The sequence below is a fragment of the Gulosibacter sp. GYB002 genome, assembly GCF_036577665.1.
Lineage (GTDB): Bacteria > Actinomycetota > Actinomycetes > Actinomycetales > Microbacteriaceae > Gulosibacter > Gulosibacter hominis.
Map to the genome: position 1 here is coordinate 100,031 of NZ_JARBDD010000011.1, position 24,110 is coordinate 124,140.

The 24,110-nt window shown below is 61.2% G+C and carries 15 protein-coding genes and 1 tRNA gene; 9 read left to right on the forward strand and 7 right to left on the reverse strand.

The features are described from left to right. Window positions 1-164: 164 nt before the first annotated feature. The 6 genes from PV375_RS06800 (at window position 165) to hpaD (ending at window position 8,252) form a co-directional block, all read left to right on the forward strand. Window positions 165-1,805 (forward strand): amidohydrolase, encoded by a 1,641-nt coding sequence (locus PV375_RS06800; protein ID WP_332106670.1) that lies wholly within the window; start codon window positions 165-167, stop codon window positions 1,803-1,805. Between the two features lie 52 nt (window positions 1,806-1,857). Continuing rightward, complete coding sequence (locus PV375_RS06805) at window positions 1,858-3,084, forward strand: M20 family metallo-hydrolase (RefSeq protein WP_332106671.1); 1,227 nt, start codon at window positions 1,858-1,860, stop codon at window positions 3,082-3,084. Window positions 3,085-3,368: 284 nt separating this feature from the next. Next, window positions 3,369-4,859: a fumarylacetoacetate hydrolase family protein gene (locus tag PV375_RS06810; RefSeq protein ID WP_332106716.1), complete on the forward strand. Its 1,491-nt coding sequence runs from the start codon at window positions 3,369-3,371 to the stop codon at window positions 4,857-4,859. Further along, window positions 4,856-5,533 (forward strand): GntR family transcriptional regulator, encoded by a 678-nt coding sequence (locus PV375_RS06815; RefSeq protein ID WP_332106672.1) that lies wholly within the window; start codon window positions 4,856-4,858, stop codon window positions 5,531-5,533. The genes PV375_RS06810 and PV375_RS06815 overlap by 4 nt, the downstream gene beginning before the upstream one ends. A gap of 29 nt (window positions 5,534-5,562) precedes the next feature. Next, window positions 5,563-7,056 carry a 5-carboxymethyl-2-hydroxymuconate semialdehyde dehydrogenase gene (hpaE, locus tag PV375_RS06820; RefSeq protein ID WP_332106673.1) on the forward strand — a complete coding sequence of 498 codons (1,494 nt, stop codon included), beginning with the start codon at window positions 5,563-5,565 and terminating at the stop codon, window positions 7,054-7,056. A 119-nt stretch (window positions 7,057-7,175) separates the two neighbouring features. Next, window positions 7,176-8,252 (forward strand): 3,4-dihydroxyphenylacetate 2,3-dioxygenase, encoded by a 1,077-nt coding sequence (hpaD, locus tag PV375_RS06825; RefSeq protein WP_332106674.1) that lies wholly within the window; start codon window positions 7,176-7,178, stop codon window positions 8,250-8,252. A gap of 726 nt (window positions 8,253-8,978) precedes the next feature. Here hpaD and PV375_RS06830 read toward each other — a convergent pair. Then, entirely contained in the window at window positions 8,979-10,316 is a 1,338-nt protein-coding gene (locus tag PV375_RS06830; RefSeq protein ID WP_332106675.1) for a D-alanyl-D-alanine carboxypeptidase/D-alanyl-D-alanine-endopeptidase, read from the reverse strand. 257 nt (window positions 10,317-10,573) lie between these two features. Further along, the gene (locus tag PV375_RS06835; protein WP_332106676.1) at window positions 10,574-11,788 is read right to left on the reverse strand and encodes an MFS transporter; all 1,215 of its coding nucleotides are present in this window, start codon (window positions 11,786-11,788) and stop codon (window positions 10,574-10,576) included. A gap of 505 nt (window positions 11,789-12,293) precedes the next feature. Between PV375_RS06835 and PV375_RS06840 the strand changes: the two genes are divergently transcribed. The 3 genes from PV375_RS06840 (at window position 12,294) to PV375_RS06850 (ending at window position 16,757) form a co-directional block, all read left to right on the forward strand. After that, window positions 12,294-13,784 (forward strand): aldehyde dehydrogenase, encoded by a 1,491-nt coding sequence (locus tag PV375_RS06840; RefSeq protein WP_332106677.1) that lies wholly within the window; start codon window positions 12,294-12,296, stop codon window positions 13,782-13,784. Window positions 13,785-13,846: 62 nt separating this feature from the next. Next, window positions 13,847-15,295, forward strand: coding sequence for an aspartate aminotransferase family protein (locus tag PV375_RS06845; protein WP_332106679.1), 1,449 nt, complete (start codon window positions 13,847-13,849; stop codon window positions 15,293-15,295). A gap of 73 nt (window positions 15,296-15,368) precedes the next feature. Further along, window positions 15,369-16,757 carry a purine-cytosine permease family protein gene (locus tag PV375_RS06850; RefSeq protein WP_332106680.1) on the forward strand — a complete coding sequence of 463 codons (1,389 nt, stop codon included), beginning with the start codon at window positions 15,369-15,371 and terminating at the stop codon, window positions 16,755-16,757. A 237-nt stretch (window positions 16,758-16,994) separates the two neighbouring features. Here PV375_RS06850 and PV375_RS06855 read toward each other — a convergent pair. The 5 genes from PV375_RS06855 to topA all read right to left on the reverse strand — a co-directional run bounded on the left by PV375_RS06855 (window position 16,995) and on the right by topA (window position 23,820). After that, window positions 16,995-17,067: transfer RNA gene (locus PV375_RS06855), tRNA-Thr, on the reverse strand. A 477-nt stretch (window positions 17,068-17,544) separates the two neighbouring features. Beyond that, window positions 17,545-19,143 carry an alpha/beta hydrolase gene (locus PV375_RS06860; RefSeq protein WP_332106681.1) on the reverse strand — a complete coding sequence of 533 codons (1,599 nt, stop codon included), beginning with the start codon at window positions 19,141-19,143 and terminating at the stop codon, window positions 17,545-17,547. A gap of 40 nt (window positions 19,144-19,183) precedes the next feature. Continuing rightward, the gene (locus PV375_RS06865; RefSeq protein ID WP_332106682.1) at window positions 19,184-20,389 is read right to left on the reverse strand and encodes a DNA polymerase III subunit delta'; all 1,206 of its coding nucleotides are present in this window, start codon (window positions 20,387-20,389) and stop codon (window positions 19,184-19,186) included. Then, window positions 20,389-21,036: a dTMP kinase gene (tmk, locus tag PV375_RS06870; RefSeq protein ID WP_332106683.1), complete on the reverse strand. Its 648-nt coding sequence runs from the start codon at window positions 21,034-21,036 to the stop codon at window positions 20,389-20,391. The genes PV375_RS06865 and tmk overlap by 1 nt, the downstream gene beginning before the upstream one ends. A gap of 3 nt (window positions 21,037-21,039) precedes the next feature. Continuing rightward, entirely contained in the window at window positions 21,040-23,820 is a 2,781-nt protein-coding gene (topA, locus tag PV375_RS06875; protein WP_332106684.1) for a type I DNA topoisomerase, read from the reverse strand. Between the last annotated feature and the right edge of the window lie 290 nt (window positions 23,821-24,110).

A 24,110-nucleotide genomic window follows, 5' to 3' on the forward strand; every position in this document is an offset into this window, starting at 1 on the left:
TACTGGGTCGGTTGCGCATGCCCTTAGCGCACCAGCTCGGAAAGTGCCACGCTAGGGCTATACGACATCGAAGTCGTATCCGATAGCAAGTGCATCCGCACCTAGACCGATGCCGCGCATTGCCCGCCCGCAGCGACGCTGCGAGGGGGAATTGGAGGAGAATCATGGTTGATCTAATCATCGAAGCGAACGAAATTTTGACTCTCGACCGACTTCGCCCAACAGCCAAACGGTTTGGAATCACGAACGGTCGAATTATTGGGTTCGACGAGGAACTCGATGGTTTCGACCTCAGCTCCGTGCCGGTCGATCGATATCCCGACCAGACCATCGTGCCGGGTTTCATTGATGCTCACTGCCACACGACCTGGTGGGGACTCGGCCTCAACGGCATCCCGGTCGCCGAGGCGCGCGGCTTGGATGAGTTCTATGACTTTCTCTGCGACGCGGTCGCCAAGCTCGACGAGGGCGAGTGGGTATATGGGATCGGCTTCAGCGAGATGCACCACGGCGGGCAACTGCCCGACATCCGAGTGGTCGATGAAATCACCGGCAACCACCCCATGTACATCCGAAATATTTCGGGGCACGCATCACTCACCAATACGGCGACGCTCCGAATGGTTGGTGCCTTTGACCCCGACTTTGAACCGCCGCAGGGTGGGGTGCTGGTTCGGGATGAATCGGGCAAGTTCACGGGGCTGGTTGACGAAACCGCCCAGGGGCTATTGCAGCAGCTGATCCTCCCCTACTCGCACGACCAGATTGTCGCCGCACTGCACACCGCAACGAAAGAGTATGCGGCTCAGGGCATCACGAGTTTCACCGAAGCGGGTGTTGGTGGTGGCTGGATTGGGCACTCACCGGTCGAGATTGCCGCCTACCAAACCGCAGCCGAAAGCAGTCAGTTGTTTGCGCGCGCGCAGCTCATGCCAGCCCTGGATGCGCTGGAAGATATTGAGGGCGCAACCGTAGACTTCCAGGGCACGCAACACGCTGCCGGGCTTTCGCTCGGCATCCGCACTGGCATCGGCAGCGAACTTATTTCGCTCGGCCCGGTCAAAGTGTTCACCGATGGGTCGCTGCTCGGCAGAACTGCCGCCGTCACCGAGTCGTTCTGCGGGCATCCCCACAACCACGGCTACCTGCTGACTCCGGCGGCTGAGCTGCACGACCGCGTGGCACGCGCCTATCGGGCGGGCTGGAACCTCGCACTGCACGCGATCGGGGATGCGGCAATCGACCTGGCGCTCGACATTATCGAGCAGTGCCAGAACACCTATGGCCGGCGCTCAACTCCGAACCGGATTGAGCATTTTGGGCTATCCCGACCCGACCAGGTTGCACGAGCGGCCAAACTCGGGGTGGCAGTTACCCCGCAGCATGGATTCATTCATCTGTTCGGTGCCGAAATGGTTGACCGCATTGGCAAACATCGCCGCGACACCCTCTATCGAGGCAAAACGCTCGTGGATGCGGGGGTCATCGTTGCCGGATCCAGCGACTCACCGGTTTGCGACATCAACGTCCGCCGCGCAATGCAAGCGGCCATCGATCGAGTTTCGGAGGACGGCTCGATCATCGGTGAGAACGAGGGACTCGATCGAGAGCAGGCGCTGCGGCTCTACACCGAGTGGGGTGCCATTGCCACGGGCACCATCCACGACAAGGGAACGCTGACGGCCGGCAAACTGGCCGACTTCGTGGCTCTGAGTGGTTCTCCGCTGCACGCCGAACGCCTCGATGAGCTCGATGTGCAAGCAACCTATGTCGGTGGTCGGCGCACCTATTCGGCCGATGAGTAAACAACGTTCCATACGACGTCCCAATTCACTTTTCAAGACCAAAGGAGGCACCTTGAACATCGACGACGCAACATTTCTCGAGCATTTCGAATCGATGAGCTCGATCGGCGCCACCCCCAACGGTGGTGTCGAACGACAGGCGGGATCACCCGCTGATGGCCAAACCCGACAGTGGTTCCGCGGCCTGATGGAAGCTCTGGGCTTCCAAGTGCGACAGGACGCTATCGGCAACCAGTTCGCGCTGCTTGAGTTCGACCCGAGCCTGCCGTGGGTAGGGGTGGGCTCGCACCTCGATTCGCAACCTCGCGGCGGTCGATTCGACGGCGCCTACGGTGTGCTCGCGGGCGCGCACGCAGCGGCCCGGCTACGCGACGAGACCGACTCCAAATTCAATATCGCCGTCATCAACTGGTTCAACGAAGAGGGCGGCCGCTTCCCACCATCGATGATGGGAAGTTCGGTGTTCACCAAGAAGCTCCGCGTTGAGGATGCACTCCGTGTCAAGGACGCGACCGGAGTATCCGTGGGTGATGCGCTGGCGTCAATGTCGGCAACCGGTGATTTCACTCTTGAGCTTGCCGCCTATGTAGAGGTGCACATTGAGCAGGGACGTCGGCTCGAAGCCGCCGGTACCCAAATCGGTATTGTCGATTCGACATGGGGTGCTGAGAAGTTCACGTGTCAGGTTCGCGGAGATCAGGGCCATACCGCTGCCACCATGCTCGAGGATCGCCACGATGCACTCTTTGGTGGCGCGCTTGTCGTCACTGCAGCCCGTGAAGTGGCTGAGCAGTTCAGCGATGAACAGGCCCCCGTCAATTCTGCCTGCGGTGAATTCCATGTCTCACCAAATTCGCCAGTTGTGGTGCCGAGCCAGGTCGATCTGCGCGTTGATTTTCGTTCAGCAGACAAAGAACGGCTCACCCGCGCAGTTGCCGAGTTCCGCAAGCGTGTTGACGAGGCCGCGGCCCGTGCGAAGGTCGAAATCGAGCTCACACCCGAACACTCTTGGCCCGCGCAGGAATACGACGCAGCCGGCATTGAGCTTGCCAAGTCGGCCGCCGACTCGCTCGGTCTTTCGCACACCGTGCTCAAAACCCTTTCCGGGCACGACTCGACGAACCTGAAGGATGTTGCGCCCACGGTCTTCCTATTCGTTCCGAGCGTGGAAGGCATCAGCCACAATGAGCGCGAGCTGACCAACGATAATGACATGCTCGCGGGTGTGGCCATGGTCACGGAGGTGCTTCGCCGCATCCTGAATGGCGAGTACGTCTAAACAACGTTTGCCAACTGTGCATTAAGGGGGTGTCGGAAACCGGCGCCCCCTTAATGCACGCACTACGCATCCCTCAGTGTGAAGGTGCGCGACGACTAAAGAAAACAGAACCGACCCCTCAGCCAACCCTCAAAGCCGGCTGACAATTGGCACCCGCCCCTTGGCGCGCATCCCGGATCGTATATTATTTCGTATATTGCGCGGGCAGTGTCGCCCGGTGAGCTGTCAAGCAGCCCGCTGGCCCATCAATGAGCCCGATGAAACGCCAACGATGGAGCCTCACCATGCCGATCATCCCCACCCCCGCCGATTTCACAAAGCAGCGCCCCGGCAAAATCATCGCACTGCACCTCAACTATCCATCACGCATCGCCCAGCGCGGCCGCTCGCCCAAAGCGCCCGGATACTTTCTCAAAGCCGGCACCTCAATTGCCAAAACCGGAGACACCATCGAACGCCCCAAGGGCACCCAGCTGCTCGCATTTGAAGGCGAAATCGCACTCATCATCGGCAAAACCGCCCGCCGCGTCGACCCCGCCGAAGGCTGGAACTACGTATCCGGCATCACCGCCGCCAACGACTGGGGCCTCTACGACCTCCGCCACGCCGACAAAGGCTCCAACCTCAAAAACAAATCCGGCGACGGCTACACCCCGCTCGGCCCGGCCATCATCCCCGCCGACCGGCTCGACCCGAAAGCACTGCGCGTCCGCACCTGGGTCGACGGCGAACTGCGCCAAGACGACACCACCGCCGAACTCGTATTCCCCTTCTGCCAGCTCGTCGCCGACCTCTCCCAGCTCATGACCCTCGAACCCGGCGACATCATCCTCACCGGCACCCCCGCCGGCTCATCAGTTGCCGAACCCGGCCAAACCGTCGAAGTCGAAGTCGACGCACCCACCGCCCCCGGTGCACCCACCACCGGGCGGCTCATCACCCGCGTGGTCGAAAGCTCCCACCCGATCCCCGCATTCGGCGCCCAACCCAAGGTCGACGACACCCAGCGCGAAGAAGCCTGGGGTTCGCGCGAGGCAGCCGGGCTCGACCCAATCATCAAACCCCGCACCGTCATCACCCCCGAGCTGCGCGCCAAAGTGGAAAAAATTGCCGTCGCAACCCTGTGGGCGCAGCTACGCAAACGCGGCATCGTCAACTGCACCATCGACGGCGTCACCTGCAACCATCCCGGCAGCCGCATCCTCGGCTACGCCAAAACCCTGCGCTACGTACCCAACCGCGAAGACCTCTTCAAACAGCACGGCGGCGGCTACAACGCCCAAAAACAAGCCATCGACTCAGTTCAGCCCGACGATGTGGTGGTGATGGAAGCCCGCGGCGAGCGCGGCACCGGAACCCTCGGCGATGTGCTCGGTGCCCGCGCGCAGGTGCTCGGCGCCGCCGGCATCGTCACCGACGGTGGCGTGCGCGACTCGGCCGCGGTCGCCGAACTCGGCATCCCCGTGTACTCCTCCGGCAACCACCCCGCGGTACTCGGCCGCCGGCACGTGCCCTGGGAAGTCGACGGCACCATCGCCTGCGGCGGCACCACCGTCCAACCCGGCGACATCATCGTCGGCGACGACGACGGCGTCATCGTCATCCCGCCAGCGCTATTCGAAGAGGTCGTGGGCGACGCCTACGAACAAGAACTCCAAGACGGCTGGGTGTTCGACCAGGTGCAAGCCGGCAACCCCATCGAAGGACTCTTCCCGCCCACCGGCGAATGGGAAGCCCGCTACCAGCAGTGGCGCCAAACCCAACAAGACTCATGACCACACTCTCCGCACCCCAAGCATCCAAAACCCAGCTCGCCTATGACTGGCTACGCGAGCGCATCACCACCGGCGAATTCAACCCCGGCCACCGGCTCGTGCTCGGCAAAATCGCCACCGAACTCGGTTGCTCCACCGTGCCCGTACGCGAAGCAATCCGGATGCTTGAAGCCGAGGGCGCAGTCACCTTCACCCACAATGTCGGCGCCCAGGTCGCCATCCCCGACCGCACCATCTACCGCGACACCATGCAAACCCTCAGCGTTGTTGAAGCATTCGCAACCGCCCAATCGGCGCCGCAGCTCACCGCATCCGATCTCGCCGGAGCCCGCGCCATCAACGACCAAATGCGCGTGCTCGCCAACGAACCCGACCTCGACCCCGCCGAATTCACCCGACTCAACCGCAGCTTCCACGAAGTGCTCTTCCAGCACTGCAACAACAGTCACATCGCAGACCTCGTGCAACGCGGCTGGCACCGCCTCGAAACCATGCGCGAATCATCGTTCGGATTCGTCCCCGAACGCACCCGTGAATCGGTAACCGAACACGACGAATTGCTCAAACTCATCGAAACCGGTGCACCCGCCGCTGACATCGAAGCCAGCGCCCGAGCCCACCGGCTCAACACCATGGATGCGGTACTCACCCGCATCCAGCCCCACCACGACTAACGAAGCCACGCGACAGTCAGGAGACTCCAATGCCCCAGCGCCCCGCCAACGTTCCCACCAACATCAAGCACTACATCAACGGCGAATTCGTCGACTCAATCTCGGGCGAAACCTTCGAGGTGCTCAACCCGCAAACCAACGAGGCCTACGGTACCGCCGCATCCGGTGACAAAGCCGATATCGACCGCGCCGTCGCCGCCGCCACCGAAGCATTCACCAACGGCCCCTGGCCACGCATGAAAAACCGCGCAAAGGCGCGCGTGCTCAACGCCATCGCCGACGCCGTCGAAGCCCGCGACCAAGAACTCGCCGAAATCGAAACCTGGGACACCGGCCTACCCATCACCCAAGCCAAGGGCCAGGCCCGCCGCGCCGCCGAAAACTTCCGGTTCTTCGCCGATCTCATCGTCGCCCAGCACGACAACGCCTTCAAAGTGCCCGGCACCCAGATGAACTACGTCAACCGCAAACCCAAGGGCGTCGCCGGGCTCATCACCCCCTGGAACACCCCGTTCATGCTCGAGTCGTGGAAGCTCGCACCCGCAATCGCCTCGGGATGCACCGTGGTGCTGAAACCCGCCGAATTCACGCCCGCATCCGCGCAGCTGTGGGCCGGAATTTTCGAGGATGCGGGCCTACCCAAAGGTGTGTTCAACCTCGTCAACGGTTTCGGTGAAACCGCCGGCGACGCGCTCGTAAAACACCCGGATGTGCCACTCATCTCGTTCACCGGCGAATCGCGCACCGGCCAGATCATCTACGCCAATTGCGCCGCCAACCTCAAAGGCATGTCGATGGAGCTCGGGGGCAAATCGCCCGCCATCGTCTTCGATGACGCCGACCTCGACGCCGCCATCGACTCAACACTGTTCGGCGTATTCTCGCTCAACGGTGAACGCTGCACCGCCGGCAGCCGCATCCTCGTACAGCGCACCATCTACAATGAATTCATCGACCGCTATGCCGCCCGCGCACGCAACGTCAAAGTTGGGGATGCATTTGACCCGGCCACCGAAGTGGGCGCGCTCGTGCATCCCGAACACTACGAAAAAGTCATGTCGTACCTCGAAATCGGTAAGGACGAGGGCCGCTGTGTTGCCGGCGGCGGCCGCCCCGAAGACGCACCCGCCGAAGGCAACTGGGTGGCGCCAACCGTGTTCGTCGACGTCGAACCCACCGCCCGTATCTTCCAGGAAGAAGTTTTCGGCCCCGTCGTCGCAATCACACCCTTCGACACCGAAGACGAAGCCCTCGAATTGGCCAACAACACCCGCTACGGACTCGCCGCCTATGTGTGGACCGAAAACCTCAAGCGCGGCCACAACTTCGCCCAAAACATCAACGCCGGCATGGTGTGGCTCAACTCGCACAATGTGCGCGATCTGCGCTCGCCCTTCGGCGGCGTGAAGGCATCCGGCCTCGGCCAAGAGGGCGGCTACCGCTCGATCGACTTCTACACCGACCAGCAGGCGGTGCACATCACCCTCGGCGACGTGCACACCGCGCGCTTTGGCGCCAACTAACCCACTTGTCCGTGGCGCCCATTTGCGGTGCCCAGTAACCCATCCATTTGCGGTGCCCGGTAACCCATCCGTTTGCGGTGCCCCAGTAACCCATCCATTTGCTCAGAGAAAGTTCAACGATGAACAGCACTCCTATCCCGATCCCGGCTGCTCCCGCCCCCGATATTCTGCGCTGCGCCTACATGGAACTCGTGGTCACCGACCTCGAAAAATCACGCTGGTTCTATGTGGATGTGCTCGGCCTGGTCGTCACCGAAGAGGACGAAAACAGCATCTACCTGCGCAGCTTTGAGGAATTCATCCACCACAACCTGGTGCTGCGCAAGGGTGACGTCGCCGCCGTTGCCGCGTTTTCGTACCGGGTGCGCTCGCCCGAAGATGTCGACCGGGCGCAGGCGTTCTACGAAGAACTCGGCTGTCGCGTTGAGCGTCGTGCCGAGGGCTTCACGAAGGGCATCGGCGACTCGGTGCGCGTCGAAGACCCGATCGGATTCCCGCTCGAGTTCTTTTACGAAACCGAGCACGTTGAGCGCCTCGCCTGGAGCTACGAACTGTGCGGTGCCGGGGCACTCGTGCGGCTCGACCACTTCAACCAGGTGACCCCGGATGTGCCGCGCGCCACCCGCTATATGGAATCGCTCGGCTTCCGCGTCACCGAAAACATCGTCGACGAAAACGGCACCGAATACGCGGCCTGGATGCGCCGCAAACCCACCGTGCACGACACCGCGATGACCGGCGGCGACGGCCCACGGATGCACCACGTCGCCTTCGCCACCCACGAAAAACACAACATCATCTACATTTGCGACAAGCTTGGGGCACTGCGCATTTCTGACATGATCGAGCGCGGGCCAGGACGGCACGGCGTTTCGAACGCGTTCTACCTGTATCTGCGCGACCCCGACGGGCACCGCGTCGAAATCTACACGCAGGACTACTACACCGGCGACCCCGACAACCCGGTGGTCAGCTGGGATGTGCACGACAACCAGCGCCGCGACTGGTGGGGTAACCCGGTGGTGCCGTCGTGGTACACGGATGCGTCGCTCGTGCTCGATCTCGACGGCAACGTCAAAGAGGTGGTGGCTCGCACCGACGACTCTGAGATGGAGCAGACCATCGGCGCCGATGGATTCTCATACACGCGCAAGGGCGACACCGCGCAGGGCTACAAACTCGGCAACCAGCTGTAGGTGCGGGCGGGGAGGGGTGCGCCCCTCCCCGCGTGCCGGCGCGCTGCGGCGCTGGTGCGCTGGTGCGCTGCGGGCTGGTGCACTGGTGCGCTGGTGCACTGGTGCACTGGTGCGCTGGTGCGCTGCGGGCTGGTGCACTGGTGCGCTGGTGCGCTGGTGCGCTGGTGCGCTGCGGCCAGCACGCCGCGTCCGCTGCAGTCAGCGCCCTGCACCCTGCATCCCTCTATCCCCCTGCATCCAGAGCCCCCGCCTGCATCCTCTTGCATCCCCCTGCATCCTCTTGCATCCCCCTGCATCCCCTTGCATCCCCTGCATCCTCTTGCATCCCCCTGCATCCCCTTGCATCCCCCTGCAGAAATCTGTTTCCTGACTGCATCCCGAAGCTGAATTTTGTTTCCTGACTGCAAAACGGAGGTTTTAGGCCGGTTTTGGGCCGAAAACACCGGTTTTGCAGCCAAAATTCTGATTCCAGGAAACAAAAATCCGCAGCACACGCATCCACCTGCAGCCAGAGCCCACCAGCTCCCCGCATCCGCCTGCATCCCCCTGCAGAAATTTGTTTCCTGACTGCATCCCGGAACTGAATTTTGTTTCCTGACTGCAAAACGGGGGTTTTAGGCCGGTTTTGGGCCGAAAACACCGGTTTTGCAGTCAAAATTCTGATCGCAGGAAACAAAAATCCGCAGGACACCGCAGCACACCGCAGCTCACACAAAAACAGCAGGGCTACAGACCAGAAAGCTGCAGCCCACACTCCTGCGCGCGAGCCACCACACTGTCAAGCAGCGGCCGATCAACGCCCACCGAAACCGGCGCATTTTCGCCACCAACAGGGCGGGTGACCATCACCACCATGCGCACGCGCCCGCCGTCGACATCAATCCATCCGGCCAGCCCGAGCGACTCGGTAATCTGCCCGGTTTTCGCATTCACGGCACCATCAGCCAGATCAGGAAAGCGCCGCTCGAGGGTTCCGGAGCGCTGGCTTTCGGGCAACCCCGCAAGCAGCGGCGCCAGCTCATCATGCGTGTTGACCACCCGCAGCAGACCATCAATCATTTCAGCGGATGCACGATTGTCGCGCGACAAACCCGACCCATCTGCGCCAACGAACCCGGTCACGTCCACCCCAAGCCACAGCAATGCCCGGCGCTGCGCCTGATTGATCGCATCAAAATCGGTGCCGGTGCCGAGCTTGATCGCCACCTCACGGGCGAGCACTTCAGCAATAACGTTGTCGCTTTCAAGCAGCATCAGATCAACGAGCTCGGCAACCGTGGGAGATTCGACAGTTGCCAGCGGCGGGCCCCCGGGTGCCGGCTTGAGCGCGGGATCGAACGACGCACCAGTCTGTGCCGCAAACACAGCGGCAGCATCGGAAGCGGGGTCTTCGCTGCGCGGCGATTCTTGCGCCGCCGGGTCGGCTCGCCCGCCGTCGACCATCAGCGCCGAGATGGGCGACATATATCCAAGGGTGCGGTCTTCAGGTTCCCAGGATGGATGCCATTGCGGCCCGGTGTAACGGCGCGTGTCGATTCCAACGGCGGCGATGCGTTGATTGCCGAGCTGCGCAGCAAGGTCGGCGATGGATGCGGTGGTGCCGGGGAAATAACTGTTGTCACCCGAGCGCAGGGTCGGGTCGCCGCCGCCGACAAGCACGACGGTGCCGGGTTGCGCTCCGGGTACGACCTGAGTGGTGAGGCGATAGTCGGAACCGAGCACTTCATATGCGGTGGCTGCGGTGACGAGTTTCATGACGGATGCGGTTGGCACCGGTTCGTCGTCATGGAATTCGGCGAGCAGCTGCCCGGTGGCATCATCGGTGAATGTGGCGTGGACTGTGAGGTCGCCGGCTGCGTCAATTGCTGTCTGCAACGAGCACTGGCGGAAATCGGCCCGCTGCAGTGATGCGGGTTCCGGCGTCGGTGTAGGGGTTGGGGATGTGGTGCTGACATTTTCGGCACTGGTGGCCGGGACGATCAGAGTGGATGCGGCGCCGAGCAACAGCCCGGTAATCAGCGCTGCCGCGCCGCCGAACCAGCGCATCATCCGCGCATCAGCCATCAACGTCCTTTCCCCGAACGCATCCTATCTGCCGTGATGGCGTGCCCGTGCGGCGCGGCGCGCCCGTGCAGCATTTGCCGCTGTGCCTCTGCACCATCCCGCCGCTTCCCGCCGCTTCCCGCCGCTCACCGCATCCCGCCGACCCTGTCCGCGCCTCCCGACACCGCCACCTTCCCATGTGTGTGCCTTAGCGGCTTTTGTATGTGGCAGACCACGTACAAAAGCCGCTAAGACACACACTGCCCGCGACTGAGCGATTACTCATCCGGGCACAGCTCGCTCAGCTTCGGCATCCGACGAAGCTGCGGCTCGATGCCCATGAAAATAGCGGCAATCATTGCCGCGATTGCACTGACATAGAGTGCAGGAGCTGCACCAGACCACTCAAAAAGCAGGCCCGCCAGTAGCGACCCGATGGGCATGAGAATCATCCCCGGCACCCCGGTTGCTGACGTCACTCGGCCAAGAATCTTCTCGTCACTTGTGACGTTCATGTAGGTGACAACGGATGCGTTGAACGGTGGCAGCAGTACGGCTGAGAGCGTAAAGATCGCGCAGGTGAACCAGAAATTTTGGTACCCGAACGCAATCGCGGCCTGCGCGAGCGCGAAGCCGCTCAATGCCACAATCCCAAGGGCCCCGAGCGAAAACCGTTCAACCATCCATCCGGCCATAAGCGCACCCAAAATCACTCCGGCACCAAAGAATGTTGAGAGCGCGCCGATGAGCGGTGCGGGTATTCCTGATTGTTGATACTCGAAAATTAGGGTGAGTGGCGTGAGCGCCATCGCTAAATTCGCGATGCCAGAGATCAGGGCGATACCGCGCAGTGCGCCGTCAGCGAATACATGTTTAAACCCCTCGGCAAGTTCCACCCAATAGCTCCCCCCCTGAACAGTTACTTTCTCTTTTGCTTTCGGAGTTGCGAACGCTGCCAGGGTGTTCAAGATGATCTGCGCCAAAAACGGCGTGTGCGCTTGTATCGCGAAAAGCCAACCAGCGAATTGGCCTCCAAGCAGTTCTGCAGCCGCTTCGCGCCCCTGCCCCACCGCGCTGGCCCGCCCCATCTGCGCAGGTGCAACCACCAGTTTCATGAGCCGCTGTTCGGCGGGCCCGTCTATTCCCGAAGCTGCGCCAGCAATCAGCGCACCGAAAAACATCAAAAACACACTCGTCTGAAAGCTTCCGACCAGCACCAGAAGCCACCCCAAGGCTTGAAGCGCCGACGAGACTCGCAGCGAAAAAGATGCTCCCCATCGGTCGACAGCTGCACCAGTAAGTGCTTGCGAAAGCACGAGTGCCCCTGAAGTTATCGCCACAACCGCACCGGCGAGCACCACATCCTGTGTGACGGCGACTATCGCCAGTGGCAGCGCGACCAAACTAATTGCCGACGAAAGCTCATTACTGACTTTCGCGACGAGCAGCCGCTGATAGGGGCGATTTTGCGAGAGCTTCGAGTCAGTAACCATGACAGCACTCCTTCGTGGATGGCTGGGTGCCAGAGTACAGCCGCACGGCTGCAAGCTGCATAGCAGTGGCACCGAGCGCTACGCCGCCGCATCCCTCGCCGCAGCTCCGCCACTCTCCGCGTCCTTCACCGCGAACCAGCGCCTTTGTGTGTGCCTTAGCGGGATTTGTATGTGGCAGAACACACACAGATCCCGCTAAACCACACACAAGGCCGCCCAGCGAGCAGACTGGGCACGGCCTCGACATCACAATCCACCAGGACAATCGCAACAAGATCAATAAGAGTGATCGTGCGATCCACTTTTTACTATTTTACAGATGGCCTCAGGCCCTCAATACTGGGTCACACCTCGTCAAAAGCGACAGCTCAACGAAGAGCTCCAATTCGAACATGACCGAAGCCGACCTGAGGTACACCGCTGCATCTCACGAGTCGGTCGACCCAAAACACCGCCGACCCGGTGCACAGCTACACCGGCAGCACAACCCTGAAGGAGATGCCACGTGGTGAAGGACTACGAATACTGGAAATCCGCGGCACAATCCATCCGCTTCGACGGGCGGCCCTTCTGGCACGGCGAGCGTGTCAACGCCTCTTCTGGCAAAACAATCAACACCACCAACCCGGCCACCGGCGAACAACTGTCACAGCTGCATCACTGCGAACCCAGCGATGTCGACGCTGCGGTCGCCTCAGCCCGACAGGCCTACAACTCGGGCGAATGGTCGAGGGCCGGTGCCGGATTCCGACGCGAACGACTTCTTGAGCTCGCGAAGCTGATGGAACAACACACAGAAGAGCTGGCGCTCGCCGATTCGCTTGATATGGGTAAACCAATCCGTGAGGCAATCAGTATTGACGCGCCGGGATCGGCGGCACTGATGCGCTTCTATGCCGAAGCCATCGAAAAACTTGAAGACCGCATTCCGGTTACGCCACCGGGATCAACCGCACTTGTCACCCGCGAACCGCTCGGCGTCATCGGCATCATCGTTCCCTGGAACTATCCGCTTGAAATCGCCACCTGGAAGATCGCGCCCGCGCTGGCCACGGGCAACTCGGTGGTCGTGAAGCCGCCCGTCGAGGCACCACACTCAACACTGCGTCTTGCCGAGCTGGCCGTCGAGGCGGGCATCCCCCCGGGGGTTTTCAATGTCGTCACCGGCCCCGGATCTGTCACCGGCGCCGCGCTTGGCCTCCATGAAGACATCGACATGATCGCTTTTACCGGGTCGACCGAGACGGCCAAGCGGCTGCAAGAATATGCCGGTCGCTCCAATATGAAACGCCTCGCGCTCGAGGCTGGAGGTAAGAGCGCCAACCTGATTTTTGCCGATTGCGAAGATCTCGAACTCGCTGCACAGAAGGCAGCTTTCGGCAGCTTTTACAACCAGGGTGAAGTGTGCTCGGCTAATTCTCGAGTGCTGGTCGAACGCAGCGTGCTCGACGAGTTCCTTGAGTATTATGTAGCGGCAGCTAAGGCATATGCACCCGGTGATCCACTCGATCCGAATACGGGTATCGGGTCGCTGGTTTCAACGCAGCACGCGGATGCGGTTTGGGACACTATCGAGCGGGCCCGCGAAACAGGCACGGTCGTCTGTGGCGGGTCGCGACCCGAGATCAACGGTTCGCGTGCGTTCATCGAGCCAACGATCATCACCGGCGTTCCCGCCGATCATGAGCTGCACACGCGCGAAATCTTCGGCCCGGTAGTCGTTATCGATGCATTCGACGACGAAGAAGAAGCCATCACACGCGCAAATGAAACTGAGTATGGCCTGGCTGCATCCGTGTGGACCGGGAGCCTATCGCGCGCGCACCGAGTGTCTGAGCGCCTCGTGGCCGGCACGGTTTCGGTCAACACGGTTGATGCGCTTGGTTTCACCACCCCCTTTGGCGGGTTTAAACAGTCGGGGTTCGGACGCGACCTGTCGATTCACGCGCTCGAAAACTACACCGACTTAAAGACCACATGGATGCAGTGGGGCTGAATTCGTCGCTGCGCAGCGCATCCGTTCACTCACGCAGGTTCATACAGAAAGAGAAATAGATCATGGTGCTCCAACAGGAAATGACGACGAACTTCGACACCGCGGCCGATCCAGCTGCAACGGCGCAGCTCACCGATGTGGCGAAACGTCACCTGGTGATGAATTTCACTCCTGCCGATAAATATCGGGATGCGGAACTTCCGGTCTTCGTTCGCGGCGAACACATTTCGCTCTTCACCGACACCGGAAAGCGCTATGTGGATGGGCTGGCAGGGCTTTTTTGCGTGCAGCTCGGTTACTCCCACGGCGCGGAAATCGGCCAAGCCGTACGCGACCAGCTCGCTGAACTCCCCTACCAGACCACTTGGAGTATGGCGCATCCTGCCGCCGCACTGCTCGCACAAAAAATTGCGCAGCTCGCCCCGGGGGACCTGAATCGAGTTTTTTTCGCTTCAGGCGGTGGTGAATCAAATGAGGCGGCGATCAAACTGGCTCGCCAATACCATGTGACCCGCGGTGAGGGTGCGCGGATGAAGTTCATTGCTCGCCGCGTCGCTTATCACGGCACCAGTTTCGGGGCCATGTCGCTGAACGGTATGACGGATGTGCGCAAAATGTTCGAGCCACTCATGTACGGGGTGCGCCACACGCACAACACCAAGCGTTACCGTCGTCCCCGTAACGAAACTCCGCAACAGACCACCGATTTCCTGCTCAACGAACTCGAGTCGTTGATTATTCAGGAGGGCCCAGACACGATTGCCGGAATCTTTATGGAGCCGCTGCAGAATGCCGGCGGTAGTCTCACACCACCGACTGCGGATTATTTCCCCAGGGTGCGCGCGCTGTGTGACAAATACGGCATCTTGTTCATTGCGGATGAGGTGATCACCGGGTTTGGCCGGCTCGGTTCCTGGTTCGGTTCAATCCACTACGGTTTCCAGCCCGACATCATCACGTTCGCGAAAGGAATTGCGTCCGCTCACGTACCCCTCGGTGGCTTCGTGGCGAGCGACCACATCATCGAGACGGTGCTTGACGGCCCGGTCGGAATGTTTAACCACGCACTCACTTATAGCGGACACCCCGCCGCATGTGCTGCAGCATTGAAGAATCTCGAAATCATGGAGCGCCTCGGTGTTGTCGAGCATGTGGCCGACGTCGCGCCGTATTTTGCTGAAGCTCTTGACCGTGTTGCGCAGCGCCACTCGAACATCGTTGGCGATCATCGTGGTGATGGGCTTCACCGCTCATTTGAGTTGTCAACAAACCATGACAGCCGGCGTTGGGACAGTGAGAGAGTAAGCGCCGGTGATTTTGTCAACAATCATCTCAACCCTGCGCTGGACGAGGTTGGGTTGCTTTGCCGGGTGGCAATTGATGCCGAGGGGAATCCGCTCGTGCAGCTCTCACCGCCCCTCGTGTCCACCCGCGAAGATATTGACGAGATCGCAGGCCTGCTTGATAAGGCATTCACAATCGCAGCCGATAGCGCGCAACTCAGCCGCTAGTTAACAACCCAAAACCCTGTAGGCCTCAATATGAGGTCTCCATATTGCAGGCTGAGCACAAAGGAGTGCACCAATGCGTCGAGAGCCTCCCACAGTCACAACATCATTTCTGCGCTTTGAGCAGCAACATATTTTGCCCATTCCAGAAACCGAACGAACCGGAAATCCCTGGTCACAAATAGCGATCTGGGTGGGGCTCAATATGATGCCGCTCGCGGTCGTAACCGGCGCGGTCGCGAGCGGCACCTATGGGCTCCCGATCGGCTGGAGTATTGTCGCGATTCTCATCGGTAACGTGGTGGGCGCATTTGGTGCGGCACTGCACGCCTCGCAGGGCCCCAATCTCGGTGTTCCACAAATGCTGCAGGCTCGCGCCCAGTTCGGGTATCTCGGTGCGAGTCTGTTCGCGCTCATTGCCTTCATCATGTTTATGGGGTTCTTTGCGAGCATCCTCATCGTGGCTAAAGACTCGCTGCTCGCAGTATTCCCCGAATTAAACGGGACAGTAGTGATTCTGGTATTCGCCGCCCTCGGTATCGGACTGTGTGTTTACGGATACGAATTGCTTCGCAGTACGATGGTGTGGCTCTCAATACTGATCGGTATTGCCGTTGCTGCATCCATGTTCTTGCTGTGGACGAAGTCGGAAATCACCACGGTACGTGCAGATGCAGCCTTCAACATCGAGGGGTTCTTTGCGATGCTCGCCATCGGTGTTGTCTGGCAGCTCGCTTACGCTCCGTATGTGTCGGATTACACTCGCTATCTCCCGCGAGAAACCGGACCAAAGACCGCGTTTTGGACCACCTACATCGGCCTGGTTGGTAGCTCAGTATTCGTGATGATGCTCGGAGTGCTACTCGGCGCTGCCAACGCGTCAAATCCGTTGGCTGCCCTCGGCGAACACTTGGGCACATTTGGGTTGATAGTGCTCCTCATTTTTGCCGTGAGTTCTGCATTGATCAACGGCGTCGAGCTCTATTCGGCAGTCATGAATGCGTTGACAGTGATGCAATCGAATTTCGGCATCGTCATTTCGAGCCGAGTCCGCATCTGGACTACCGTAATCTCGGGTTCGATCGCCACGATAATTGCTGTCATTGGACAGGGTGATTTCATGGCGAACTTCGAGAGCTTCCTGACGCTGCTGCTCTACGTTCTGATTCCGTGGTCGGCCATCAACCTCGTTGACTATTTCGCCCTGCGGCACGGTGACTACTCGCTGGATGACATGTTCCGCAAGGACGGTGGGCGTTATGGTCGCTGGAACGCGGTGGGGCTTTGGTGCTACGCAATTGGAATTGTGGCGCAGATTCCGTTCATGATTACTCCGCTTTTCACCGGGCCGCTCGCCTCGTTCGTGCAGGGAATTGACATTGCCTGGCTCACCGGGTTCGTCGTGACAGCGGTCGTGTACTACCTGCTTGCCAGCTCGCAACGGCGTCGTGAGCTCGTTCAGTAGCTGTCGTGCCTCAGGGCGTTGGGGTAGCTGCGCCAGCTGACCGAGTGCGATTACTGCGGGATCAGGATGAGTTCAGCGGAAGATTTTGTGGGCAGGATGCGTGTGGATGCATCCTGGAACGGAAATCTTCCGCTGCACTCACTGCCTGCACGAAATCAGGTAACAATGACCAGCTCAGAGAACGCTTTCGGACGAGAACTCGAGCGGAGTGCAATAACTGCGCCGTCGACGTATCTGAGCCACCTGCGGGAATCGAACCCGCGACCTATTCATTACGAGTGAATCGCTCTGCCGACTGAGCTAAGGTGGCCTGCCGCACGAGGGCGACCAGCCAAGCTTACCCCACTGCGCTCCGGAGGGCGACTCGTTTCGACCGCAGATCCTCACCGCCAGCCCACCGACGCATCCCGTGCCCCCTCCCTCGCGTCCCTAGCTGCCCCCAGAGCTGCATCCAACGCTGTATCCGACCGGGCCGCCCCGCACCGCCACGCGCCGTATCCGCCCCTGCACTGCATCCCCTGCAAATCACTTGCTGCAGATCACTTGCTGCAGATTTTTGTTTCCTGCGATCAGAATTTTGGCTGCAAAACCGGTGTTTTGAGCCCAAAACCGGCCTAAAACCCCGGTTTTGCAGCCAGGAAACAAAATTCAGCTCTGGGATGCAGCCAGGAAACAAAAATCTTCAAGGCCGGGATGCGAAAGCAGGCAACACAACAAGAACGGGGTGCCCGACCCAAGGCCGGACACCCCGCAGGCACAACCTGGTGCAAAACCAGGCACCTAGCAACTAGCAGTGCTTCGTCTCGCCAGCATCCTCCAGCTCGCCGGTGATCAGGTAGTTGTCGACGTAGCTGTTGACACACTGATCTTGCTCGTCGTAGGCGATGTGCCCCTCACCTTCGTACTCGAGCAGCTGCGCCGACTCGAGCTGTTCGGCCACCGCACGCGCCCACTTCAATGGGGTCGCCGGGTCATTCGTGGTGGCAACCACCAGCACCGGGTCGGCACCCGCCCCAGTCACCGGCTCAAGCTTGTCGACCTTCGTGTCAACCGGCCAGTTTTCACAGGCGAGGTCACCAATCTCCATCTCTTCGGGAGTGCTCGCGCTGGGGAAGATCGACACCTGGTTCAACCGTTGGTTAAACGCCTTAATCTTGGCGGGGTCGGTTTCGCGCGGGTAGTCGAGGCAGTTGATGGCGGTGAAAGCCTGGAACATGTTCGAGTCGTAGTGGCCCTGCGGGTCACGGCCGTAGTACGAGTCGGCAAGCAAGAACAGCGTCGAAGGATCGTTCGCGTTGAGATACTGGTCAAAAGCAATCGTCAAATACTGCCACGTCGACTGGTCGTACATCGCGGCGATCACGGCCATTTGCAGCACGCTCGAGGTAAAGACTCGCCCGTCGGCATTTTTCATGAGCGTCTCGTCGGCATCCTCGGCGATCTGCCGCAGCTCTTTTTCAGCCTCTTCAACCGTGCTCGCCTGGAACGGGCACTCGGGTCCTTCGATGCAGTCTTGCAGGTAGCTGCGCACCGAATCGGCAAATTTTTCTTGCTGGTCGATCACCACTTCAAAGCCGGGCACCGTAGGGTCGGTGGCACCGTCGAGCACCACTCGGCCCACTCGTTCGGGGAACTGGTCGATGTATTTGGCGCCAATATCGGTGCCGTACGACAGCCCGAAGTAGAACAGTTTTGGGTCACCAACGAGTGCGCGCAGCAGGTCGAGGTCGTGCACGGTTGAGTTCGTGTCGACATAGCCAAGCAGCTCACCGGTGCCGGCCATGCAGTCGGCGCCAAAGCGCTGTGATTTCGCCACGGTCCATTCAAGTTGCTGTTCGGGGGTCATCTGCGCGTAGTTATCAGGCACCCCGTAGAAGTACTCGTCCATCCCGGCGTCGTCGCGGCACTGCACCGCGGATGATCGACCGACACCGCGCGGGTCCCAGCCCACGAGGTCGAAGTTTTCGCGCAGGTCAGACGAGAAGAACCCGTATGACTGCGCCACGAAGTCGAAGCCGCTGGCGCCTGGGCCGCCGGGGTTCGAAAACAGCGAACCCTGCGGGTTGTCGCCGGTTGCGGGCTGTCGAACAAGCGCGAGTTCAACGGGTTCGCCCTGATCGGGGTTGTCCCAGTCCATCGGGGCGAGCGCGGTTGCACATTCGGCCTTTTTGTCTGCTCCCGAATCATCGGGGCACGGGCCCCACTCGAGTTCCTGCGCGTAATACTCCCGCAGCTCGGGTGCGAGGTCGGCGTCGATGATTTCGGCCGGATCGACCTGGCCACCGCCGTTTTGCAGCGTCTGGATGAGCGTGCATCCGCTCAGTGAGATCGCGGCCACAGCGGCAGTGGTGGCGGCAAGCAGGCGTTGTGCGCTTCGTCGGTTCACTGGCAGGTCCTCGGTTCTTCGTCAGTCGCGATGTGTTGGATTAGCTTGTGGTTTTGCCTGTGGCCTGGTGCCCGATCACCGTTCCTACGAGCAATTCTTCCAGCGCCAGTGCCGGCGGCACGTTGGCGGCGAGTCGCTGCCGTGCGACAGCAACGGCCTCGATATTAGCGAGAATGTGTGCCGGGCTGCTGGATGCGGCAACACTTTCGATTTCGGGGCGGCGGCGTTCGTTGATCAGTCGCTGGGATGTACCTAGGGCGGTCACCAGCACGTCGCGCCACAGCGATGACACATCGGTGAGGATACGGTCAACACCGTCGAGCGTGGCGCGTTTGGCTCGACGCTTTTGGTGAGTTTCGAGTTCGCGGAAGATGCCACGCAGCTGGCGCGGGATCGTCGCATCCGGTTCAAGTCCCAGGGCGCGGAAGGTTTCGGCGCGTTCTTTCGCGTCGCGGTCTGCGGCGGCGGCTTTGCCGTCTTCTTCAGCAATCGCCACCCAGTCAGCTGCTTTGCGTACCGCATCCCCCACGCCCGATAGTGTCAGCACGCCCTGCAGTGCGCGATCTCGTCGCGACCAGGCTTCGGGTGTTGTCACGAGCCGCGATGCCATGCCGACGTGGCTCTGTGCTTCTTCCGCAGCGCGCAGTGCCCGTTCGGGGCTGCCGCCGTGCCTCGACACCAGCAGCTGCGCCACCTCTTCGGGGCTGGGCGTGGTGAGCGACACCTCGCGCACTCGCGAGCGAATTGTCGGCAAAAGGTCGGCTCTGCTGGGAGCGCACATCACCCACACGGTGGTTGATGCTGGTTCTTCGATAGCTTTTAGCAGGGTGTTCGAGGTGCGTTGAACCATGCGGTCGGCGTCTTCCACCACGATCACTCGGTAGTCGATCACGGTTGGGGCGAGCCAGGCGCGTTCGACGAGGCTGCGGGCGGTGCCAATATTGATGATGGCGGTTTCGGTCGCCACCGCGGTGAGATCGGGATGCGTGCGGGCAGCCACCTGCCGACAGCTCGGGCAGGTGCCGCAGCCGTTATCGGGGCACAGCAGTGCTGCCGCGAACGCGTAGGCGCAATTGGAACGTCCCGATCCCGGTGGGCCGGTGATGAGCCACGAATTGGTGAACCACTCGCGGTGTTCGGCATCGGGATGCGCTGCTGCCACCGCGCGTTTAAGGGTTTCGACGCTGCGGGTTTGGCCGAAGATTTCGGCCCACACTCCCCCACCGGTGCTGCTGGCGCTGGTCATTACTGTGCCCGCGCTGCCAATAGTTTGTCGATACGGGCGCGAATTTCGTCGGCAACCTGTTCGTGGGGACGGTTTGCATCCACCACGGCGTACCGTTCGGGGTCGGCCTCGGCCTGCCGCAAAAACTGTTCGCGGACGCGACGATGGTAGTCGCTCGCCTCTCGTTCGAGCCGGTCAAGGCCGTCGCGCACCGTCCGCATCCGCTGCTGTGCAATGTCGGGGTCGAGGTCGAGCAGCACCACGAGGTCGGGCAGCAGCCCGCGCGTGCCCCACAGTGACAGTTCGCGCACTTCATCCGCGCCGAGGTCACGTCCCGAACCCTGGTAGGCGACGGATGAATCGATATAGCGGTCTTGGATGACGGTCTTGCCGGCGGTCAGCGCTGGGCGCACGACGGTGGCGATGTGGTGGGCGCGGTCGGCCGCGAACAGCAGTGCTTCGGCACGCGGGTCGATATCACCGTCGTAGTGCAGCACGATGTTGCGAATCTGCTGCCCCACATCCGTGCCGCCGGGTTCGCGCGTGTGTAGCACTTCGTGCCCGAGTTCGCGGAGATATTCGACGACCCGGATCGCGTGTGTCGATTTGCCGGTGCCGTCGCCGCCTTCAAAGGTGATGAACAGGCCCGTGCTGGTCGATGCGCTCACTGGCTACTCCTCGGCGCCAGACTTCGCGGTGCTGGTCTTTTTGGCTGCCGTGGCCTTCTTGGCAGTGCTGGCTTTCTTGGTTGCCGTGGCCTTTTTCGCGGTGCTGGTCTTTTTGGCCGTGGTCTTCCGCGCGGTGGTGCGCTTTTTCGCCGGCCCCTTAGCCCGTTTTTCGGCGATCAGCTCGACCGCCCGCTCGAAGGTGAGTGTGGCCGGATCGGTGCCGCGCGGCACCGTCACATTCGTTTCGCCATCGGTGATGTAGGGGCCCCAGCGGCCATCTTTCACCTTCACGCCCTTACCCGAAACAGGGTCGGGCTTTTCAAAGTCGAGCAGCACCGACTTCGACTGCCGGTTCGCATATTTTGGCTGTGCAAACAGCTCCTGCGCCCCGGCAAGATCGATCGTGAAAATCGACTCTTCGTCTGGCAGCGATCGGGTGTCGGTGCCTTTTTTGAGATAGGCACCGTAGCGGCCGTTCTGGGCCGTGATTTCGTTGCCTGATTCTTCATCCACACCCACCACGCGCGGCAGCGACAGCAGCTGCATGGCCTGCTCGAAGGTGACGGTGTCGGGTGACATCGATTTGAACAGGGATGCGGTGCGCGGCTTGGGTGCGGCCTTGCGGCGCTTGGGTTTTTCGCCCTTGGCGGGGGCTTCGGGTTCGGGAAGTACTTCCGAAACATACGGACCGAAGCGGCCGTCTTTCACGACAATATCGTGACCGGTTTCGGGATCCTGACCCAGCACGCGATCGCCCGCCACCGGCGCATCAATGAGCTCCTGCGCTTTTTCAGCGGTGAGCTCGTCGGGAGCGAGATCTTCGGGCACGTTCACGCGACGCGGGTCGGCATCGGGATGCTCGGGGTCGATCACCTCGATATATGGGCCGTATCGGCCGATGCGCAGGGTCGCGGTATCGGTGAGTTTTGTTGAGTTGAGTGCGCGCGCATCGATCTCGCCGAGGTTGTCGACCACACCGCGCAGGCCCGGGTGATCTGCCGAACCAAAGTAGAAGTCGTGCAGCCACGCCACGCGGTCTTGATCGCCGGCGGCGATGTGGTCGAGGTCGGCTTCCATCTGCGCGGTGAAGTCGTATTCGACCAGTTCGTGGAAGTGCTGTTCGAGCAGCCGCACCACCGAGAACGCGGTCCAGCTGGGCACAAGCGCCGTGCCTCGATGCGTGACGTAGCCGCGGTCTTGGATGGTGGCGATGATTGACGCGTAGGTCGATGGGCGACCGATACCGAGCTCGTCGAGCATCTTCACCAGGCTCGCTTCGGTGTAGCGCGGCGGTGGCGTGGTCTCGTGAGGTTTTGCCTCGGCTTCAGCCACGGCAACCGTTTCGCCCTGCTCGAGCGGTGGGAGTTTCGAGTCTTTACTGGCACCGCTATCGGACCGCTGTTCATCCCTACCCTCTTCATAGGCGGCGAGGAACCCGCGGAAGGTGATGACCGTACCCGAGGCCTGGTATTCGGTGCTCATCGACGCGAACGTGCCGTTCGCATCTGGCAGCTCGACGGGCGCACCGTTGAGCACGACCGTGGCGGTGTGACCTTTGGCATCAGCCATCTGCGAAGCGACGGTGCGCTTCCAGATCAGCTCGTAGAGTTTGCGTTCGCGGTCATCAACGCCGGTCAATTCGCGGGGATGCTTGAATTCAGAACCGGCGGGACGGATCGCCTCGTGCGCCTCCTGCGCGTTTTTCGACTTCGAGCCGTAGTAGCGGGGTTTTTCGGGAACCGAGTCGGCTCCGTACAGCTCGCGAGCCTGCCCGCGGGCGGCATTAATCGCCTGCTGCGAAAGGTTCGGCGAATCGGTACGCATATAGGTGATGTGCCCGTTTTCATACAGCGACTGCGCCACCGACATGGTTTGCCGCGCCGAAAAACGCAGTTTGCGGGATGCTTCCTGCTGCAGTGTCGACGTGGTGAACGGTGCGGCGGGTCGGCGGGTGTAGGGCTTTGATTCAACCGAGGCGACGGTGACTTCGATACCGCCGGCGGTGAGCGCATCCGAGAGTGCGGTCGCGGTCGTCTCACCGAGCACGGTTGCATCCGAGGTCAGTTCACCGTGGTCGTTGAAATCGCGGCCGGTGGCTACGCGCTCACCGGCAAGTTTGGTGAGCCGCACCTCGAAAGGCTGGTCTTTGGCGCTGAAAGTGGCTTCAACACCCCAGTAGCTGGCCGCCACGAACGCGAGCCGTTCGCGTTCACGCTCCACAATGAGCCGGGTTGCGGCCGATTGCACGCGGCCCGCCGACAGTCCCGAACCAACCTTGCGCCACAGCACCGGCGAAATTTCGTAGCCATAAAGCCGGTCGAGGATGCGGCGCGTTTCTTGTGCATCCACCAGGTGTTCGTCGATGTCGCGGGTCTGGTCTTTAGCGGCCTCGATCGCTTCGCGGGTGATCTCATGGAACACCATGCGCTTGACCGGCACTTTCGGTTTGAGCACTTCGAGCAGGTGCCAGGCGATAGCCTCTCCCTCGCGGTCTTCATCGGTTGCGAGGATGAGTTCGTCGGCCGTTTTGAGGGCGCTACGCAGCTCGGTAACGGTTTTTTTCTTGTTGTCGGCAACGACGTAGTAGGGCTCGAAACCGTTTTCAACGTCGACCGAGAACTTGCCGAGCGAACCCTTTTTCTGCTCGGCCGGAAGGTTTTTGGGCTCGATCAGGTCGCGGATGTGCCCTACTGAAGCCATGACAACGTACTCGTCGCCGAGGTACTTCGAGATGCTTTTCACCTTGGTGGGTGACTCAACGATCACTAGTTTTTTGCCGGTCAAGGTTGAGATTCCTCATTCGCGTTGGAAGACAGTTCAGATTGGCCCGTGTCCGGACAATCTATACCACGGCGCATTGCTGCGCCCTCTGGAAGCCATGCATCCGCTATCGGCGAACCGCAGGAAGCCGAGCTCCGGCTCGCCTTCCGCGCCCGCATCCAGGCCCGCGTCCCGGCCGGCCCGCCTTCCCGGCCAGCCCCCCCCTGCCCAGCCGGCCCCGCCTTCCCGGCCAGCCCCCCTGCCCAGCCGGCCCCGCCTTCCCGGCCGGCCCCGCCTTCCCCTCAGAAAATTGT